Below are 17,621 nucleotides of genomic sequence, written 5' to 3'. Positions count from 1 at the left end.
GTGGCTCTGGGGCCCTCGGCGGAGCTCGTGTAGCGGGTGGCGGGGTCGGGTACAGAGGTGGGCATGGACGTCCGGGTACTGCGGGTGGGTGCGTTGGTCGCCGTCCTGGTGGTGGCCGGGTGCTCCGTCGCCGACGACGGCGGGCGGGACCACAATCCGGCTCACCAGCCGGGGTATGTGCTGCCCGAGCGTGCCGTTGATGGTTCCGCGCCGACGGCGCCCGATGACCATGTTGTTCGCGGTGGGGACGGGTACGGCGTACGGGACTCTGTGTTCCAGTTGGTCGACGGGGCTGACGTTGTGCGGGTGAGCCTTGCCGACCTTGGCGGGTCGCTGTTCCAGGTGGCCACGCCGGCGGGATCCAAGGTTGTGCCGGGCGTACAGGCTGACGGGAACGCCGTGGTGGCCGGGTTACGGGACAGCGGGCAGGCCGGTCCGGCGATGGTGACTGTTCAGCTGGCTCGGGACGTACGGTGGCGGGTTCGGCTGACCGGCGGAGCCAGCGACGAGAGTGTCGACCTCACCGGGGGGCCGTACGGCGGGGATGTCGAGCTCGTCGCGGGCACGACCCGGGCCGAGGTCTCGCTGCCCGGCGCGGCAGGGACGCAGCGGGTCGTGATGACCGGTGGGGCCAGCAAGATGGTGGTGCACGTGGCCGGCGCCGGTCCGGTGCGCGTGGCGGCTCGCAGCGGTGCGGGGAGTGTGACCATCGACGGCCAGACCCATGCCGGTGTGGCAGGCGGGACCGTGTTTGCGCCGCTGGGCTGGGAGACGGCGAGGGACCGGTACGACATCGATGCCGCGGGCGGGGTTTCCGAGCTCACCGTGAACCGGAACTGACAGCCCAGCCGGCTCTGGCCGACACCTTCCCGAGGACGCGCAAACGACGGGTCAGGCGTCCGGGGATCCGGTCACCTTTCCCGGGTTGAAGAGGTTCAGCGGGTCCAGGGTCTGCTTCAGCGCCTGCTGCATGGCGAGCACCCCCGGTTCCTGCTCCTGACGCATGCCGCGCCGCTTCAGCAGGCCCACCCCGTGCTCGCCGGTGACCGTACCGCCGTGTGTGATGGCCTCCGTCAGGATCTCCTCGAACGCTGCCTGGGCTGCTGTCCGGGCGGCGTCGTCGTCGGGTGGCGTACGGATCATGGGGTGCAGGTTGCCGTCACCCGCGTGGGCGATGGTCGCGATGGACACGTCGTGGTCGGCGGCGATCTGTTCGATGCGGGCGAGCATGTGCGGGACCTTCGAGCGGGGTACGCAGACGTCCTCCGTGAGGACCGGGCCGAGCCGTTCCAGGGCCGGATAGGCGAGCCGCCGCGCCGCGAACAGCGCCTCGGCCTCGAAGTCGTCCGTGGACTGCTCGGCCCACTCGGCGCCCGCATCGCGGAAGGCCGCTGCGAGGGACGCGGCCTCCTGGTCGCCGGCCGCGCCCGGGGTGTCGATCTGCGCGAGCAGCAGGGCTTCCGCGGTTGCCGACAGACCGAGGTGCTTCCAGTCCTCGACCGCTTGCAGGCATGCCCGGTCGAGCAGCTCCAGGGCCGTGGGCAGCAGACCCCGGCGGGTGGCCGCCGCCACGGCATCGCCGGCGGCCACGATGCTGGGGAAGGCGCCGACGACCGTACGGGGGGTCGCGGCGCGGGCCGGGCGCAGGCGCAACGTGATCTCGGTGACGACGCCGAGGGTCCCCTCGGAGCCGACGAACAGCCCGACCAGGTCGTAGCCGGCCACCCCCTTGGTGGTGCGGTGACCGAGCCGGACCGCCGTACCGTAATCGCCGGCCGGGCCGCCCACGACGGCCTGCAGGCCGAGGACGTAGTCGCGGGTGACGCCGTATTTCAGGCAGCAGAGGCCGCCGGCGTTCGTGGCCACGTTGCCGCCGATCGTGGACCAGGGGGCGCTCGCCGGGTCCGGCGGATACCAGAGCCCGTGCTCGGCCACGGCCGCCTTGAGGTCGTCGTTGACCACCCCGGGCTGGACCACCGCGACCATGTTCTCCGGGTCGATCTCGAGGATCCGGTTCATCTTCGACAGGTCGAGGACCAGGCAGCCGTCGACCGCGTTCGCGCCCCCCGACAGTCCCGTGCCGGCGCCGCGGGGCACCACGGGGATGCCGCGGGCAGCGCACTCCGCGACGATCGCCTGGACCTCCTCGGTCGTGCGGGGGCGGACCGCGGCGGCCGGGGCGCCGACGGGTGCCCACTCGGCGTCGTCGTGGCTGAGGGACGCGAGGACGTCCGCGTCGGTGACGAAGTCGAGGTGGGGAAGGGCCGCCGTCAAGGAGGAAGGCATGTCCCGACCCTACGGCCCGCCGGGATCAGGCGCCGGAGTCGCGGCGGCGCAGCACCATCGGGTAGAGGCTCGACTGGGCCTGCCACGTCGGGGCGGCCTGCGGCGGCGGGATGGTCAGGATGCGGGCGAGCGCCTGAAGCATGTCGAGCAGCGCCATGTGCAGCCGGGCGTCCGCGATGAGCCCGTCCGCGCCGACCGCCTCGGGGCCGAGCGGGACGCGGATGCAGGCGGCGCGCAGCAGGCGGGAGTTGCCGTGGCCCAGGACCGTCTCCAGGGCCGTACGGGCGCCGTCGTCCTGCGCCGGCGGTGAGACGGACAGCCAGGCGGTGGGCTTGCCGTTCAGGTCGCCGCCCTCGATCAGCCAGTCGAGCAGGTTCTTCAGGGAGCCGGGGAGCGAGCCGGCGTACTCGGGGGTGCTGAACAGCAGGGCGTCCGCCGCGGCGGCCCGGCGGCGCAGGTCGGTCACGTCCGGCGGGTCCTGGTCGCCCGGTACGAACGCCGGCAGCGTCCGCAGCCCCTCGAACAGGGTGGCGGTGATGCCGGCCGGGGCGAAGCGGGCGGCCGTGCGGAGGGCGGCGGTGTGCAGAGACGTCTCGCGGGTGCTGCCGGAGAGCAGCAGGATGCGGGTCATGGCGGCGAGACTACGGCCCCGCGGTCACCCCTGGACGCGCCCGGCGTTTCAGCGGGCGCTCTCGTAACGGGTCCTGGCTGGGATCTCGACGTCCGGAACCGCACCGGGAGGCCACGGCGAGCCGTACAGCTCGGCGCTGAGGACCACTGTCATCCACGGGATCCACGGGCCGCGCAGCATCAGCGGCTGGGCGCCCTGGAAGTAGAGGTTCGCGGACCAGTCCAGCGGGTTCGGCTGGATGAGGATCAGCGAACGGAACTCGTACGCCTGATCGCCGTCGCCGTCGCCCTCGCCGAGCACCAGCCGCTGGCTCGTGACCGTCACGGCCTGCCGGCCCTGGGAACGCCAGCCGCCGCGGGACTCCCTGCTGCTGCCGGTGAAGAAGAAGCCGCCGCTGGCGAAGATGCTGCTGGAGTAGTCCACGTCGGTCGAGAAGTACGCGGAGACGTCGGCGGGGAAGGCGCCGTACTGCTTCTCGCCGGGCTCCAGCGGCAGGGTCGGCGTGATCGGCGCGGGATGTCCCCCACGCTGGACGAAGCGGGCGAGCAGGGACATCGAACGCCAGCCCGCGACCGCCTGGTCCTCGGTGTACCGCCCGGTCTGCTGAGACGGAATGCCTGTCACGATCCGAGCCTGGCACGCGGGGACAACAGCGGCCACGCAGTTCGCCCGGCCGTGAAGTGAATTGTCCGTAGCGGGGAGGTCCGTCGGCCGAACGTCCCGGATGGACCCCCCACGCTAACCGCAGCGGGGCAGGTGGAACCCGGCAAGCTCGGCGTCGGCGGGCAGCCCGTCGGAGCCGGTGCCGCTGACCGTCACGCGCAGGTCGGCGTCGAGGCACAGCTCCACGACGACATCGCCGGCGGTGTGCTGGATCGCGTGGGTGACGGCCTCGCCGAGCAGCGGCAGGGCGTCGTCGCTGACCGGTTCCTGGTACCAGGCGGCGAGCACGTCGGCGGCGAACCGGCGCGCGGCCGCGGCGCTGATCGCCTCCCCGCGGAACCGGCGCCGGGCGGTGGGTGGAACCGGCGCCGGGGTGTCGTTCGTCAGGCACAGCAGGGCGACGTCGTCGCTGCGCGGGCGGGGTCCGACGCGGCTGGACAGCACGTGGTCGAGCACGGCCTCCGGCTCGGGGCTCGGCGCCGCCTCGAGGGCCGTACGAAGCTCCTCGAACCCCTGGTCGATGGGGTGCCGCCGGTCCTCGACCAGCCCGTCGGTGTAGAGCAGCAGGGTGGCCCCGGCCGGCAGCAGGAACGTCGTGTCCTGGTAGACGGCGTTCCGCGAGACACCCAGCGGCAACCCTCGGCGCAGGTTGAGGGCCCTCGCGCCGGCGATCGTCCGCAGCATGGGTGGTAGGTGACCGGCGAGGACCGCGGTGACCGTGCCCTCGCCGCGGTGCAGCTCGAGGTAGCAGCACGTGGCCAGGGCGTCGAGGTGCAGGTCGAGCAGCAGTTGGTTGGCGTGGTGCATGACCGCGGTGGGGGTGTGCCGTTCGGTCGCGTACGCGCGCAGGGCGTTGCGCACCTGGCCCATGGTGGCCGCGGCGGCGGTGCTGTGCCCGGCGACGTCGCCGATCACCACGCCCACGACGTCCTCGCCGAGCGCGATGATGTCGTACCAGTCGCCGCCCACGTCGACGCCCTGCGTCCACGGGAGGTAGCGGGCGGCGTGACGTAACCCGGGGACCCGCGGGAGGACCGAGGGCAGCAGGGCCTGCTGCAGGGCGGCCGCCATGGACGTACGCGCCTCGAACAGCAACGCGCGCTGCAGGGCCTGAGCGCTCAGCCCGGCCAGCGCCATGAGCGTGTCGCGCTCCTCGGGGCCGAACTCGCGCGGCTGGGCGTACCCGACGACCAGGGTGCCGAGGACCTCGCCCGCGACCGCCAGCGGGAGGAACGCCCAGGCCCGCCGGCCGCCGCCGGGAACCGCACCGGCCGGGTCGGGCTGCGCGGCCCGGAACTCGGCGAGCGAGGTCAGGTACTCCGGCCGGCCGGTCCGCGCCACGGCGGTCGCCGGGTACGGGTGGCTCATCGGCAGCACGAGCAGGCGTTCCACGACGTCGGGCTCGTACCCGGCGTGGTACTGCAGGCGCAGGTCGTCGTCGTGCCGCAGCAGCAGCGCGAGGCCCTGACCGCCCGCCGAGGGGCGCAGCACCGAGCCGATGGCCGCGTACACCTCGGCGGTCGTACTGGCCGACACCAGCGCGGTGGTGACGGTCTGCAGCGCAGTCGCGCGGGCGGCGGCCTGCTCGGCGCGGGCGGCGCTCCGGCTCAGCTGTCGCTGCTGGTCGATCAGGTCGGTGATCTCGCGGAACGACACGGCGATGCGGTCGGCGTCGGCCGGGGCGATGCTGAGCTCCCACACCTGCCCGGCCTCGGGGTACGCCACCTGCTCGCGCCACGGCTCACCGCTGCCGACCACGTCCCGGTAGCGGTCGATGAGCCCGTTGTCCCAGCTCTCGGGCGACACGGCGCTGATCGGGCGGCCGAGGACGTCCGGCACGGTGTGCCCGGTGAGCTCGGCGCCGAGCTGGTTGACGTACTCGCAGACGAAGTCGACGATCGTGCCGGCGTCGTCCCGTACCGCCCGGAGCAGGGTGAAGCCGTCGAAGGCGGCGTCGAGCACGTCGTAGAGCCGGCTCGCGCCGGCGGACGGCGGGGTCACGGTGACCTGGCGCAGATCGACGAAGCGGATGCCGATGCCGTCGCCGTACGGGGAGATGCGCAGCTCGAAGTGCCCGGAGAGGGCGGGCCGATCGCGGTAGACCGTGCGGGTCGCCGGTCGCCGGGTCTCCACCACCTCGCAGTACAGGGCCAGCGTGCCGTCGTGGACCGTCTCCGGCCAGAGCTCGCGGTAGCGCCCACCGATCAGCTCGGCGCGCGGGCGCCCGGCCAGGCGGCTTCCGGCCTCATTGAGGTAGACGATCTCGAAGTCGACGATCCGGCCGTCGTCGCGGACGGCCCGGGCCAGTGCCCAGCCCTGCTGGTCGGTGTCGAGCATCGCCGCCAGGTCCGCGCCCGGCAGCGCCCCGGCGTCAGCGGGCACCGGACCACCTCCTCGCCGCCGGGGGAGTCATCATCCCCCGCCATCAGTACACACGTCAGTCCCTCGAACCGGGGCTCTCTTGACATATGTCGACAAGGTTGTGAACAATTCGCACGGGATTGGTCGATGTCGATGGAGGTCGGTGTGCCTCAGCTCAGCCCGCTCCCCTCGGCCCGCGCCCGCGAGCTCGTTGCCGGCGCGTACGACACCCACGTCCACGTCGCGCCGGACGTCATGCGGCGCCGCATCGACGACGTCGCCCTCGCCCGCCGCTTCGCCGACGTGGGGCTCGCCGGCTTCGTACTGAAGTCGCACTACGTGCCCACGGCCGAGCGCGCGGAAGTCGTACGGGCGGCCGTGCCCGGGGTCGACGTGCTCGGCGCCGTCACGCTCAACGCGTCGGTCGGCGGCCTCAACCCCGTCACGGTGGAGATCGCCGGGCGGCAGGGAGCGCGGATCGTGTGGCTGCCCACCGTGGACTGCCGCAACCAGCGTGACAGCCGTGCGCAGGCACCGCCCGGAGCCACCCCGCCCATGTGGGCGCAGCTGCAGGACGAGCTCGCCGAGCAGGGCATCATGGCGTCCGCGATCGACGTGCTCGACCCCGGCGGTGACGTCGTACCGGAGCTGCGGCAGGTCCTCACCCTCATCGCGCGGCACGACATGGTGCTCGCCACCGGGCACCTGTCCGGACCCGAGATCGTGGCCGTCGTCGAGGCGGCGGCGGAGGCGGGCGTACGCCGGATCGTCGTCACCCACCCGGAGTTCACCTCCCAGCAGTTACCGGTCGACGTGCAGTGCGCCCTGGCCGAACGCGGCGCACTCATGGAGCGGTGCTTCACCACGCCGCACAGCGGGAAGATCACCTGGGAACTGCTGTACGACCACATCCGCCGGGTCGGCCCCGGCCACTCGATCCTCTCCAGCGACCTCGGGCAGCCGTTCAACCCGCCCGTCGAGGACGGGCTCGCGCTGATGGCCGACCGGCTCCTGGCCAACGGCTTCACCGAGGACGAGGTACGCCGCATGGCGGTCGACAACACCCGTCACATCGCCGCCGCATCGTCATGACCGCCGCCACCGGTCCGGCCTTCGAAGTGCGGGGCCTGGCCAAACGGTTCCCCAAGGGAGCCGACGACATCGTGGCCCTGCACGACGTCGACCTGCGGGTACAGCCCGGCCAGTTCCTCGTGCTCCTCGGCCGCAGCGGGTGCGGCAAGTCCACGCTGCTGAACCTGCTCGCCGGGCTGACCCGCCCGTCCGCCGGCGAGATCACGTATCGCGGGGAGCCGGTCGCCGGACCCCGGACCGAGGTCGGCTACCTCACCCAGCACGACACCCTGATGCCGTGGCGTGACGTCACCCGCAACGTCGAGATGCCCCGCGAGCTGCGCGGGGACGACCGGCGGTCGCGCCGGGCGGCGGCGCTCGAGCTCATCGACCTGGTCGGCCTCAAGGGCTTCGAGAAGCACTACCCGCGCGAGCTGTCCGGCGGCATGCGCCGGCGCGCCGGCCTCGCCCGCCTGCTCAGCGGCGAACCCGAGACGCTGCTGCTCGACGAGCCGTTCGGCGCGCTCGACGCGCAACTGCGCGCGGAACTGCAGACCGAACTGCTGCGCCTCTGGCAGGGCAGCGGCCGGACCGTCGTGTTCGTCACCCATGACATCGAGGAGGCGCTCACCCTGGCCGACCGGGTGGTCGTCCTCGGCCCGGGCGGCCGGGTCGTGCTCGACCAGCCCGTCGACCTGGCCCGGCCGCGCGACCCCGACGAGGTCCGGGTCGACCCCCGCTTCGTCGACCTCCACCGGCGGTTGTCGGCTGCGCTCAAGGAAGGTACGCGGTGAGCGCGCCGGCGGCGGCCTCCGGCGTGGGACCCGTACGCGAGCACGCCGGTCGCGGCTGGCGGGTGCGGCACCGGCGTACCGCCGTGGTCTGGGCCTGGCGGGCCGTGCTGCTCGTCGTGCTCGTCGTGGCCTGGCAACTGCTCTCCGGGCCGGTGCTGGACCCGCAGTTCGTCAGCTCACCCGGCGGCATCGCCGGCCGCCTCGCCGGGTGGCTCCAGGACGGCACGCTCGCCACCAACACGTGGATCACCGTGCAGGAGATCGTGCTCGGCTTCCTGCTGGGGGCGGGGGCGGCGGCGCTGCTCGCGTACCTGATCGCGCCGTTCCGGGTGATCTGGGACATCCTCGACCCGTTCGTGATGGCGCTGTACTCGATCCCCAAGGTCGCGCTGGCCCCGCTGTTCATCGTCTGGTTCGGGATCGGCACGAACATGAAGGTCTTGCTCGCCGCGGTCACCGTGTTCTTCCTGGTGTTCCTCAACACGGCCGCCGGCGTGCACGACGTCGACCCCGCCCTGGCCGACGCCGTACGCCTGATGGGCGGCAACCGCCGCGACATCGCCCTCAAGGTCACGCTGCCCGCCTCGCTGACCGGGCTGCTGACGGGGTTGCGCGTGGCGATCCCGTACGCCCTGATCGGCGCGGTCATCGGCGAGCTCGTCGCCTCCAACCGCGGGCTCGGCTATCTGATCAGCAACTCGTCGGCGACGTTCGACACCGACGGCGTGTTCGCGACCCTCGTCGTCCTCAGCGTCATCGCGGCCGTCCTCAACGCGATCGTCAACCTGCTCGGCCGCCGCGCCAACCGCTGGAAGCCCCTCGACACCTGACTCGCCCCCGGGAGAATCCATGCGACACCCGTACCGCCTCGCGGCGACGGCAGCGCTCGTTGTCATGCTCGCCGCATGCGCCGACCACGGATCGTCCGCGGCCGGCGACACCATGACGCTCAACGTGGGCCAGATCAGCAACTCCGTGGCGTTCTTCCCCATCTTCGTCGCCGAGGACCAGGGCTACTTCAAGGCCGAAGGTCTCACCCTCGGCGAACGCCCGCGCCTGGGCACCGGGGCGAAGCTCGCGGCCGCGCTCCAGTCCGGAAGCATCGACGTGGGCGGCGGCGTGATGACCGACGCCTTCAACCTCCGGAAGGTCAACGCCGGTACGCGGCTCGTCGCCGGCCTCGTCGACGAGTACTACGTGGACATCATCGCGGGCGGCAGAATCCCGGCGGCGGCCGACGGGCAGCCGCTCGCGGCCCGCGTCGAGGCGCTGCGCGGAAAGAAGATCGGGATCACGGGACCGGGCAGCGGTACGGAGGCGCTGCTGACGTACCTGTTGAAGAAGTACGGCCTGGACCCCCGGCACGACGTCACCGCGGTGAACCTGGGTGCCGACCCGTCGGCGTCCCTCGGCGCGCTGAAAGCGGGCCGGGTCGACGCCCTGTCCTTCTTCCAGCCCATCGGCCAGCAGGCCGAGGCGCAGCACACCGGCCGCATCTTCATCTCGCCGGCGCGCGGTGACGTGCCGGAACTGCGGAACGCCCTGCACGGTGTCGTCTTCACCACCCAGAAGGTGATCGACGGGAAGGGCCGCGCGATGACCGCGTTCGTCAGGGCCATCGCGAAGGCGGAACAGACCATCCACGGCGACCCGGCGACCGTCGAGGCGCTGCTGCAGAAGTACCAGACCACAATGGACTCTGCGACGGTGAAAGCGCTGGTGCCGGTGCTGCAGGCGGAGATCCCGGCGAGTCCGGCACCCTCGGAGACCGGGTACGCCACGTCCGCGGCGTTCCACCGGGAGAGCGGGCTGGCGCCGTCACCGCCGTCGTACGCGGAGATGGTGCCGAGCGGGTGGATCGCCGGGGTGCTGCCGTCCCCGTCCCGGTCCTAGGGGACTGGCTCCCGCGACGGGCCGGACCATCCGGTCCGGCCCGCCGCGGTTCGTTCAGTTGGTGAAGGTCAGATACTGGTACGGGGTCCAGGTGGACGTGTTCAGGTCGTCGCCCGCCCGCGAGCTGCCCTTCAGGTACGCCGCGCGGACCCGCATCTTGTAGCCCACGAAGCCGGTGCCGCTGAGGTAGGCCGGCTCGCCGACCGAGAAGTAGCCGTTGCCCCAGGTGCGCCACCGGCCCTGGTAGTAGAACTGCACCGAGATGTACGACTTCCGCGCGTTCGGTGCGGCGGTCATCTTGACGGTCAGCTTCGCCTGGGTGCGTACGTGGTAGTAGCGGTACTTCTGGCCGCTCATCTTGCCGCTCTTGTAGTACTTCGCGAGTTTCAGCGACACGTTGACCTTGGTGCCCACGGACGCGGAGACGGTCTTCGGCGCGTTCCGTGCGTCACCGGTGAAGACGGCCGACACCTTGGTGTTGCGGAACAGCCGCAGATTCACCGAGAGGTAGCCCGTACTGCTGACCTGGGCCCGCTTGAGCAGCCGCCGCCGCTGGTCGCCCCCGCTCGGGTCGGCCCAGATCTCCACGGTACGGCTCTTGTACGTGGCACCGAGGTGCGCCGTGAACTTGACCGTCTTGCCGTACCCGTAGGTCTTGCCGTTGTTGGTCAGCGACAGGAACGTGGCCTTGCGCGAGACCGAGATGGATTTGGCCGCCGTGACCGCGGAGTGCTTCTCGTCCCCGGCGAAGGAGACGCGGTACGTCACCTTGCCGCCGGCCGACGTGGTGTCGGTGAACGAGAACGATCCGTTGGCCGCGATCGTCCTGGTGCCCAGCGACTTGCCGGACGGGAACTCCAGGTCGGTGCGGGTGACGGTCACCGGGGTGCCGGCCGGCAGCGGGACCGACGCGGTCAGCGTGCCGGTGATGGTGATCGGCTTCGCCCGCGTCGCCGACCCGGGGCCGGAGAGCTTGAGCGCCGGCAGAGACTTCTTCGGCTCGGTGTAGACCCGCAGGTAGTGGATCTCCGAGTAGTTGTCGGTGACGGCGAACAGCCGGTTGCCGTCCGGCTCCCAGGCGAGCGCCCGGTCGGCCACCTCGTCGTAGCCCGTGGTGGCCGGGTCGGTGTGCGGGAGAGCGTACTTGCGGACCGGCGTGGTCCGGCCGGGCGCGAAGACGCGTACGGCCGTCCCGCCCGTCGCCACCATCCCGTCGGATGCGACGGCCACAGCCCTGGCCCAGCCGCCGTCGAGCGGATAGGAACCGGCCGGTTTCAGATCGGCGGTGTCCGCGACGGTGACCGCGGAATAGTCGGCGGCAATCACCTGGCTCCCGTCCGGCGTGAACGCCACGGCCCGGGTGCAACCGCCGCCCACCGAGTTCTCCGCGGTCCGCGTGAAGGTGCCGCCGGACACGTTGTAGACGGCGATGATCCCGCTGGAGGTGCCCGGGTCGAAGGCGGCAAGCAGCCCGCTGTCGCCCGGCCCCGACGTCAGCAGAGGCGCGCCGGACCAGAGGCCGAGGCCGCCGGTGGAATCCTGCTCCAGCGCCACCACCGGTTCCGCGCCGCTGAGATCGAGGGAGCCGATGTTGCCGTCCGAGCCGATGAGCGGATCCCGGCCGTAGTCGTCGTAGCTGAACCACAGCTTGCCGGCCACGTTCTCCAGCGACACCGGGTAGACGCCCGCGCCCAGGTCGTACCGGACGGGCCCGGTGAGGGTGGCGGCCGAGAGGGCGACGACCGCCCGGCTCGACTCCAGAGCGCCGTAGACCTTGTCGCCGTCGGGGGAGAGCGCCAGCCCGGTCACCCGGGGCAGGCCGCTCACGGAGGCGACGAACGTTCCGTCGTACGTGGTCTCGACGATCTTCCCGCCGGTCGGATCGCTGACGAAGACCCGCTGATGGGTACGGTCGACGACCAGATCCCCGACGGACTTGATGGGCAGCACCTTGCCGGAATCGGCCTGCGCCGGTGTGGCACCCGCGGCGGCGAGCACAGTGGAACCGGCGAGTGCGGCCAGCGCGGTGGCGGCGCCGAGCCTTCGATGACGCATTGAGATCCCCCATGACACGGGACATCGGTGTCGATGTCCTGCGCGACCATATATCGAAGATCACCGAGGGGAACTCGGTCGAACGGACGAGACGCTCCCGGAGCGTCGTAACGGTTGTGTCACTTCCTCCGGAACAGGAGGTGAGTGATCCCGCTGGGACTCGGCACCGATTCGAGGTGGAAGCGGTCGAGGAGGTCGGTGTGGCTGTCCCACAGCCGCTCACCCCGGCCGAGGTCGACGGGGTAGCTGCACCTCGACGGCCGTCCGCAACCGCCGACGGGGTTCTCGCCGAATTGACCTCGGCCTGCGAACGGGCTCGAGCTAACGGTACTGATCTGCGGTTTCTCTCTCTCCGTCCCCCGGCTGCCCGCTGCTCCGCCTCGGGCGGCGCTGTCGGGTAACCTGATCGCGCGGGCCGCTAGCTCAATGGCAGAGCTGTGGACTTTTAATCCATAGGTTCAGGGTTCGAGTCCCTGGCGGCCCACCGACCGCACCATTGTGCGAACCGTCGGTTGTTCATGACGCGTGCCCTCATCCATTTCGGGTGGGGGCATCGTCGTGTCCGTGGGGATCTTGAATACGGGTACGGCGCCTTGCGGGGTGAGTTGGACCTCGTGGATGAGGGTTTCGATGGCGGCCTTGCGCTCGGTGACGCTGCCGCGGTTCATGATCTCGGTCAGGTGTTCGCGGATGCGGGCGATGGTGCCGGGTGGCGGCGGGGCGGGCCGGCGGTCCAGTTCGGCGGCGAGTTGCGCCTGTCGGGCTTGTAGCTGGGTGAGCCGGTGCCGGAGTTCACGGATGCGGGGTCCGGCGGTCGCGTCGTCCATGGTGCCGTTCTCGAACGCCGTGTGATACCGGGTGATCGCGGCTTGGCCAGTGGCGATCTGGGTGGTGAGTGCGGCGAGTTCCGCGTCTCCATCCCCGGCCGACGCCTGATGGTGCGCCTGGACTCGGTTGATCATGTCGGTGAGGACGGCGTCGGTGTTGGCGTAGAAGTCGTAGAGGGCCCGGAGGATGAGTTCGTCGATTTCGTCTGCGCGTAGCCGTGGGGCGTGGCAGGTGCTGGCTTTGCCGTACCGGGTTTGGGTGTAGCAGGTGTAGTAGCGATAGCGGCGGGTTCGGCCGTTGGCGGAGGTGCCGAGGTAACGCTGTCCGCAGTCGGGGCAGGTGATCAGGCCGGTGAGGTAGTAGTCGGAGTCGCTCATCGCTCTCTGGGTTTGGTTGTCGCCGCGGGCGGCGGCGATGTCGCGGGCGCGGCGGAACGTGTCTTCGTCGATCAGGGGTTCGTGGGCGTTGGGGACGTAGATGTCGCGGTAGGCGATGGCGCCGATGTAGGCGGGGTTGTCGAGGATGCGGTTGATGGTGTGCCCGGACCAGGTCTTGCCGATGCGGGAGACGATGCCGCGCTCGTTCAAGGCGGTGGCGATGGCGCGGGTGCCGAGGCGTTGGCGGGTGTAAAGGTGGAAGATCTCGCGCAGCGTGGGTGCCTCATCGGGGTGGGGTGCCAGGACGTGGGTGTCGGGGGTGACGAGGTAGCCGTAGGGGCGGGTGCCGCCGGCCCATTTTCCTTTGGCGGCTTTCGCGGTCATCCCACTCTTGACGCGGTCGATGATGATATTCCGCTCGAATTCGGCGAAGACGGCCAGCAATTGGAGCATCATGCGACCGAAGGGGCCGCCGGTGTCGATGGGTTCGGTGGCGGAGGTGAATCGCACGTTGGCGTTTTCGAGGGTGGTGATGAGGTCAAGCATGTCGGCGACGCTGCGGCTGAATCGGTCGATGCGGTAGACGATCAGGACGTCGTAGAGTCCGGCGTTGGCTGCGTCGAGGGCTTTCTGTAGGCCGGGGCGGGCGGTGGTGGCGCCGGAGGCGTCGTCTTCGTATTCGGCGACGATGATCCAGCCGGGTTGGGCGTGAATGTACTTGTTAAGGGCGGCGCGTTGCGCGTCGAGGGAGAACGGCTGATGCTCGTCGTCGGTGGAGCGCCGCACGTATACCGCGACCCGGACCGGGCCGCCGGCCTCGGTGGCGGTGACCGTGGGCTGGTGGGCGCGGCGCCCCCGGCGTTTCGGTGCGGTCGGCCTCTCTGCTCGTGCAGCCTCGGTGCTTGTCATACGGGTGGGTCCTTCATGGTCGGGCTGCCGTGGTGGCGGCCCCCACCTGTGGGTGGGGACCGCCACCGTGTCTGGTTAGGCGGCGATGTCGGGGTGGTCGCGTTGGTAGTGCCGGTAGAGCACGGCGAGGGCTTCGGCGGCGTTGTCGCGTTCCTCGGCGGTCATCGTGATCGTGTCGATGCGCGCGATCCGCATCGGTATTCTCGTTGTTGCCTTGGTATCGGTTCGGGATTGGTGCGCACCATCGGTTATCGATCCGGCGGTACCGGGTCGCGGATCGTCAGGATAGCTCCGGACGTCGTTTTCGTGGTCGGGCTTTGTGGCCACGTTCCTCCGAAACACGTGAATGGCTGCGGGGGTTGGTGTCCTTGGTTCATAAGATTTCCTTTCTTGCGCATATCGGCGCTGTCGTGTCGACGTTTACGTGGCATGAAGGGACGACCTTTGGTGACCCTTTCGTTCGGGTGGCGGGCTACCGTGTCGGACGGTTGTCGGGTTCGTGCTGGCCTTCGCGAGCGAAGACGCTGAGCACCTGTACGGCGTGATGCAGGCTGAGGTAGACCTCGGCTGCCGGCGCCACGCCGGTCAGGTCGTCGAGCAGGTCGTCCACGATGGCGATGACCGGTGCGGTGCGGATGGCCTCTGCGGGGGTACCGCGTAGCCAGGCTGCCGCGAACCGTGTCGAAGTCACCGACTGTGCGACGTCCTCGAGGTCGAGCAGCCGGCGGCGTTCGACGTCGATGTCGATGTCGATGTTCCGCCGGTAGTCCTCGCTTCGCCGGTTCTCGTCGCGAGTACCGCCGGCGAGTACCGCGAGCAGCCGGACTGCGCGCCGCAGGGCGAGAAGTGCCTGCGGCGCCGGGGTCTGCTCATCGCGCAGGATGGTGGCCAGTTCCTGAACCACCGCGATCACGGGAGCGCTGCGCACGGCGAGGTGCCGGGAGCCGCGCAGCCATTGACTGGAGAACCAGTAGGACTCTGGATCCCCGGCCAGGCCGGTCGACGTAGATGCCGTTGTTGTCTTATCCATAGATTTCACCTCCTTTCCTGTGGATTCGGGTCAGCGTGATCAAGCGGCCGACGCGGGTCTGAGACCACCTGATGCGGCTCACGGTCCTGGTGTTGCCGCGTGGGTGGTGGCTCCTGTTCGGATTTGAGGATCTTCAGGAGCGTGGAGATCTTGGAGTTGGAGACGCTGGCTCCCGCGACTCGCAGGTGGTGGGCCAACGCGCTCCGGGTCAGGGGCTGCCCGTCGGCGGCAAGCTGATCGCGGACGGACCGTGCTGCGGGAAGCAGCGTCCGCATGCCGTCGTGGTCGGGATCGGCGGACGGTCCGCCAGTCCGTCCCCCGGACCGTCGCCGGACCGGCGAGGGATGCCGGTCCCGGTCCGTTCTGTCGGCGTTCGCCGGCCCCGTCGTGGTGACCGCGGTGGGACCGTCTCGGGAGGTCACCGGGACGGCGGGGGCGTGGTCCGGCGGGGACGCTGCCTGGCGGGGTGCCTGGGCCGGCTGGGCGGTGGTGTGGCCGAGTGCGACTTTGACCATGACCAGGAAACCCAGTGCCGGTACGGCTGCAGCGGTCCAGCCGATCGGTGAGGGTTCGGCCTCGACGACCTGGGCAGTCAGCGACAGCGTGACGGCGCAGCCGAGGACTGTGGCGGGGAATGTGGTTGGTGCTGCGGTACGTCGGCGGCGGCGTAGTTCCAGGCCGGAGGCGATCGACATCAGCTCCAGGACGATCGCGTCGGCCCAGGCGAGCCAGCCCGGCTGGCCGTGGCTGGCGGCGACGTTGTGGACGTGGGTGAAGCTGGCCGCGCCGGCGGCGGTGCCGATGGCGAGCATGATGAGGATTTGGACGAAACCCTCGGCGCGGTTGTCGCGGACCGTGCGGTCCTTGGGGTGTCCGGCTGTTACGGGATCACCTCCCACGGTCGGGACCGGGACGTGGCTTTGCGGGACGCGCGCGGACGGTAGTGGCGGTCAGGATCGCCGGTCGTCGGGGACCGGCGATGTTCGGGACGCAGGTGCTGATGGATGGTCATTCGGTGCTGGGCCTTTCGGGCTGGCGGGAACGGAGATCGGTCGCGTGTCGACGGGGACGGACCGCAGCCGCGACATCCAGTAGCGGCTGCATGGGCTGCGGGACGGGCAGGGCGGAATGGTCGAGAGGGCGGGCAGGATAGCGTCCGGATCTGTCAACGCGGGCGGTTCCGGCGCGCTGACAGATGTCGCGCTCTGTCAGCGGGCGTTCACCGGCTACCGGTGACCGGAGGTCTTTCGTGACAGACCGTTCGGCGTGACTCCGGTCAGGGCTTGGTTCGGGGCGGCGTCGGTGCGTTCGCCGGTGACAACGCGGCCCGACGGCGATTGGCTCGGCTGCCGTTCGTCCGGCTCCCGCTGGTCACGGCGTGTCCGGGCTGAGTTCGGCGAGGTGCAGCCGTCGTCCGGGCAGGCCGTGGATCCACCAGATGGCTCCGGCGGGGTTGTGGTGGCCGGGTTGGTCGCGGGCGGCGGTCGCGACCGGGTAGCGGGTGCCGTCGCGGGCGAGGGCGTGGTGTAGGTGGGCTTCGCGTTCGGTGGAAGGCAGCCAGAACAACACCGGCCATACGCGGCCGGTGTTGTCGGCCTGGGCGTGGTAGCCGTCGAGTTTGTCGACGAGCCGGGACAGGGGCCGTTCGGTGCCGGTGTCGTACTCCAGGAAGAACGCGACGCGGTGGCCGTGCTCGGTGTAGATGCCGTGTCCGTCTGGGCGTGAGGTCGGGGTGTAGGTCCGGACGTGGATGTCGTCGCCGTCGTCGGCGAACGCCCCCATCTGTTGACACCTCGCGGCTGACCACCACCGGACCAAGTCCGCGTGGGGGTGGGTGCGGGCGTGTCCGGCCAGGTCGGTGAAGAAGGTGTTGACGCCGAGCAGGTGCGGGAGGTTCGCCCGGCTGGTCAGGTGTTCCCGTCGTCGTCGTGCCCGGTCCCGGCGCGGTAGGTCGTCGCCGCGTTGCGCGGCGACGACGTCGTCGCCGAGCTGGGCGAGGACGTAGTGGTACGGGTAGGAGCCGCCGTCGGGGCGTTGCGGCCGGAACCGGTCGATCACCGCCAGCCGGTACAGGGTGCGGAGTCGTTCCTGCGCGTAGTCCAGGGACGGGAACAAGGCGGTTGCGATCTGGAAGGTGGTCAGGAGCCGGTGGTCGGCCAGCCAGCCGAGCAGGACCAGGTCTCGGGTGGTCAGCTGGGACTGCACCCGCAGCAGGGAACTAGCCACCGACACCCCCGACAACAGCGAGGGAAGCTGGGGTGACCGGTATGAATCCGCCTGGGGGAAAGAATTGACGACAGTCAGTCGCATCCGAGCCGGAGATGCTGACAGACGGGTTGACCTGGGCTGTGAGACCCGGGGCGGGGTCCGTTCGGGGGTCCGTCTGAACACGGACACCAAGCAGGACCGGCGAACGGACCGGCGACAGGACGGCAAGCAGGGATCTGTCACCGCCATCGCCGAGGTGAGCGGCGGCATCAGGAACACCGCCGGGGTAGTGGGAGGAATGCGTCGATGCAGAGGGGTAGAACACGAGACTCCTCGATGAGATCAGGTGGGGTGGAGACGTCGAGCGATCCGGTGGTGGGCCGCTCGTGTCGTTCGGAGGCCGGTCTTGGCTGGGCAGGCGGGAGCCTGTCGGGTTACGCCCGACCGGGCGGCACACGAAGGCGCGTGCATGGGATCACTGTGGTGTTGTCAAGGAACACGCTCACCCGGCGCAC

At 70.6% G+C, this 17,621-nt stretch carries 14 protein-coding genes and 1 tRNA gene; 6 read left to right on the top strand and 9 right to left on the bottom strand.

Going from position 1 to position 17,621, the window contains the following annotated elements; genetic code table 11:
- The first annotated feature begins 57 nt into the window (after window positions 1-57).
- The gene (locus COUCH_RS38745; RefSeq protein WP_249610076.1) at window positions 58-840 is read left to right on the top strand and encodes a hypothetical protein; all 783 of its coding nucleotides are present in this window, start codon (window positions 58-60) and stop codon (window positions 838-840) included.
- A gap of 51 nt (window positions 841-891) precedes the next feature.
- Here COUCH_RS38745 and COUCH_RS38740 read toward each other — a convergent pair whose 3' ends face one another.
- The 4 genes from COUCH_RS38740 to COUCH_RS38725 form a co-directional block, all read right to left on the bottom strand.
- Window positions 892-2,286 carry an FAD-binding oxidoreductase gene (locus COUCH_RS38740; protein WP_249610075.1) on the bottom strand — a complete coding sequence of 465 codons (1,395 nt, stop codon included), beginning with the start codon at window positions 2,284-2,286 and terminating at the stop codon, window positions 892-894.
- A gap of 25 nt (window positions 2,287-2,311) precedes the next feature.
- The gene (locus COUCH_RS38735; protein ID WP_249610074.1) at window positions 2,312-2,917 is read right to left on the bottom strand and encodes an NADPH-dependent FMN reductase; all 606 of its coding nucleotides are present in this window, start codon (window positions 2,915-2,917) and stop codon (window positions 2,312-2,314) included.
- A gap of 48 nt (window positions 2,918-2,965) precedes the next feature.
- A complete protein-coding gene (locus COUCH_RS38730) occupies window positions 2,966-3,541 on the bottom strand; it encodes a hypothetical protein (protein ID WP_249610073.1) in 576 nt (191 codons plus the stop codon).
- Between the two features lie 114 nt (window positions 3,542-3,655).
- A complete protein-coding gene (locus tag COUCH_RS38725) occupies window positions 3,656-5,962 on the bottom strand; it encodes a SpoIIE family protein phosphatase (protein ID WP_249610072.1) in 2,307 nt (768 codons plus the stop codon).
- Window positions 5,963-6,106: 144 nt separating this feature from the next.
- Here COUCH_RS38725 and COUCH_RS38720 point away from each other — a divergent pair, with 144 nt between their 5' ends.
- The 4 genes from COUCH_RS38720 to COUCH_RS38705 are packed head-to-tail and all read left to right on the top strand — an operon-like array spanning window position 6,107 to window position 9,699.
- On the top strand, window positions 6,107-7,033 hold the full coding sequence (locus COUCH_RS38720; protein WP_249610071.1) for a DUF6282 family protein: 927 nt from the start codon (window positions 6,107-6,109) through the stop codon (window positions 7,031-7,033).
- Entirely contained in the window at window positions 7,030-7,806 is a 777-nt protein-coding gene (locus COUCH_RS38715; protein ID WP_249610070.1) for an ABC transporter ATP-binding protein, read from the top strand. Before COUCH_RS38720 ends, COUCH_RS38715 begins: the two co-directional genes overlap by 4 nt.
- Window positions 7,803-8,636: an ABC transporter permease gene (locus tag COUCH_RS38710; protein WP_249610069.1), complete on the top strand. Its 834-nt coding sequence runs from the start codon at window positions 7,803-7,805 to the stop codon at window positions 8,634-8,636. The genes COUCH_RS38715 and COUCH_RS38710 overlap by 4 nt, the downstream gene beginning before the upstream one ends.
- Window positions 8,637-8,655: 19 nt before the next feature.
- A complete protein-coding gene (locus COUCH_RS38705) occupies window positions 8,656-9,699 on the top strand; it encodes an ABC transporter substrate-binding protein (RefSeq protein WP_249610068.1) in 1,044 nt (347 codons plus the stop codon).
- Window positions 9,700-9,753: 54 nt separating this feature from the next.
- Here the strand turns inward: COUCH_RS38705 and COUCH_RS38700 are convergent, their stop codons facing one another.
- Window positions 9,754-11,754: a hypothetical protein gene (locus COUCH_RS38700; RefSeq protein ID WP_249610067.1), complete on the bottom strand. Its 2,001-nt coding sequence runs from the start codon at window positions 11,752-11,754 to the stop codon at window positions 9,754-9,756.
- 412 nt (window positions 11,755-12,166) lie between these two features.
- Between COUCH_RS38700 and COUCH_RS38695 the strand changes: the two genes are divergently transcribed.
- A tRNA-Lys gene (locus COUCH_RS38695) sits at window positions 12,167-12,238 on the top strand.
- Here the strand turns inward: COUCH_RS38695 and COUCH_RS38690 are convergent.
- From COUCH_RS38690 to COUCH_RS38675, 4 genes are all read right to left on the bottom strand, one after another.
- Entirely contained in the window at window positions 12,213-13,868 is a 1,656-nt protein-coding gene (locus COUCH_RS38690) for a recombinase family protein (RefSeq protein ID WP_249610066.1), read from the bottom strand. The two genes, COUCH_RS38695 and COUCH_RS38690, sit on opposite strands and share 26 nt — an antisense overlap.
- Before the next feature lie 472 nt (window positions 13,869-14,340).
- Window positions 14,341-14,898 carry a hypothetical protein gene (locus COUCH_RS38685; RefSeq protein WP_249610065.1) on the bottom strand — a complete coding sequence of 186 codons (558 nt, stop codon included), beginning with the start codon at window positions 14,896-14,898 and terminating at the stop codon, window positions 14,341-14,343.
- 5 nt (window positions 14,899-14,903) lie between these two features.
- Complete coding sequence (locus COUCH_RS38680; RefSeq protein ID WP_430641025.1) at window positions 14,904-15,710, bottom strand: DUF2637 domain-containing protein; 807 nt, start codon at window positions 15,708-15,710, stop codon at window positions 14,904-14,906.
- A gap of 559 nt (window positions 15,711-16,269) precedes the next feature.
- Window positions 16,270-17,124, bottom strand: coding sequence for a replication-relaxation family protein (locus COUCH_RS38675; RefSeq protein ID WP_249610063.1), 855 nt, complete (start codon window positions 17,122-17,124; stop codon window positions 16,270-16,272).
- Window positions 17,125-17,621: the final 497 nt, after the last annotated feature.

The organism is Couchioplanes caeruleus, assembly GCF_023499255.1.
Classification (GTDB): Bacteria; Actinomycetota; Actinomycetes; order Mycobacteriales; family Micromonosporaceae; genus Actinoplanes; species Actinoplanes caeruleus_A.
The sequence above is the reverse complement of the archived record's forward strand: the minus strand, read 5'-3'. Positions and strand labels throughout refer to the sequence as shown.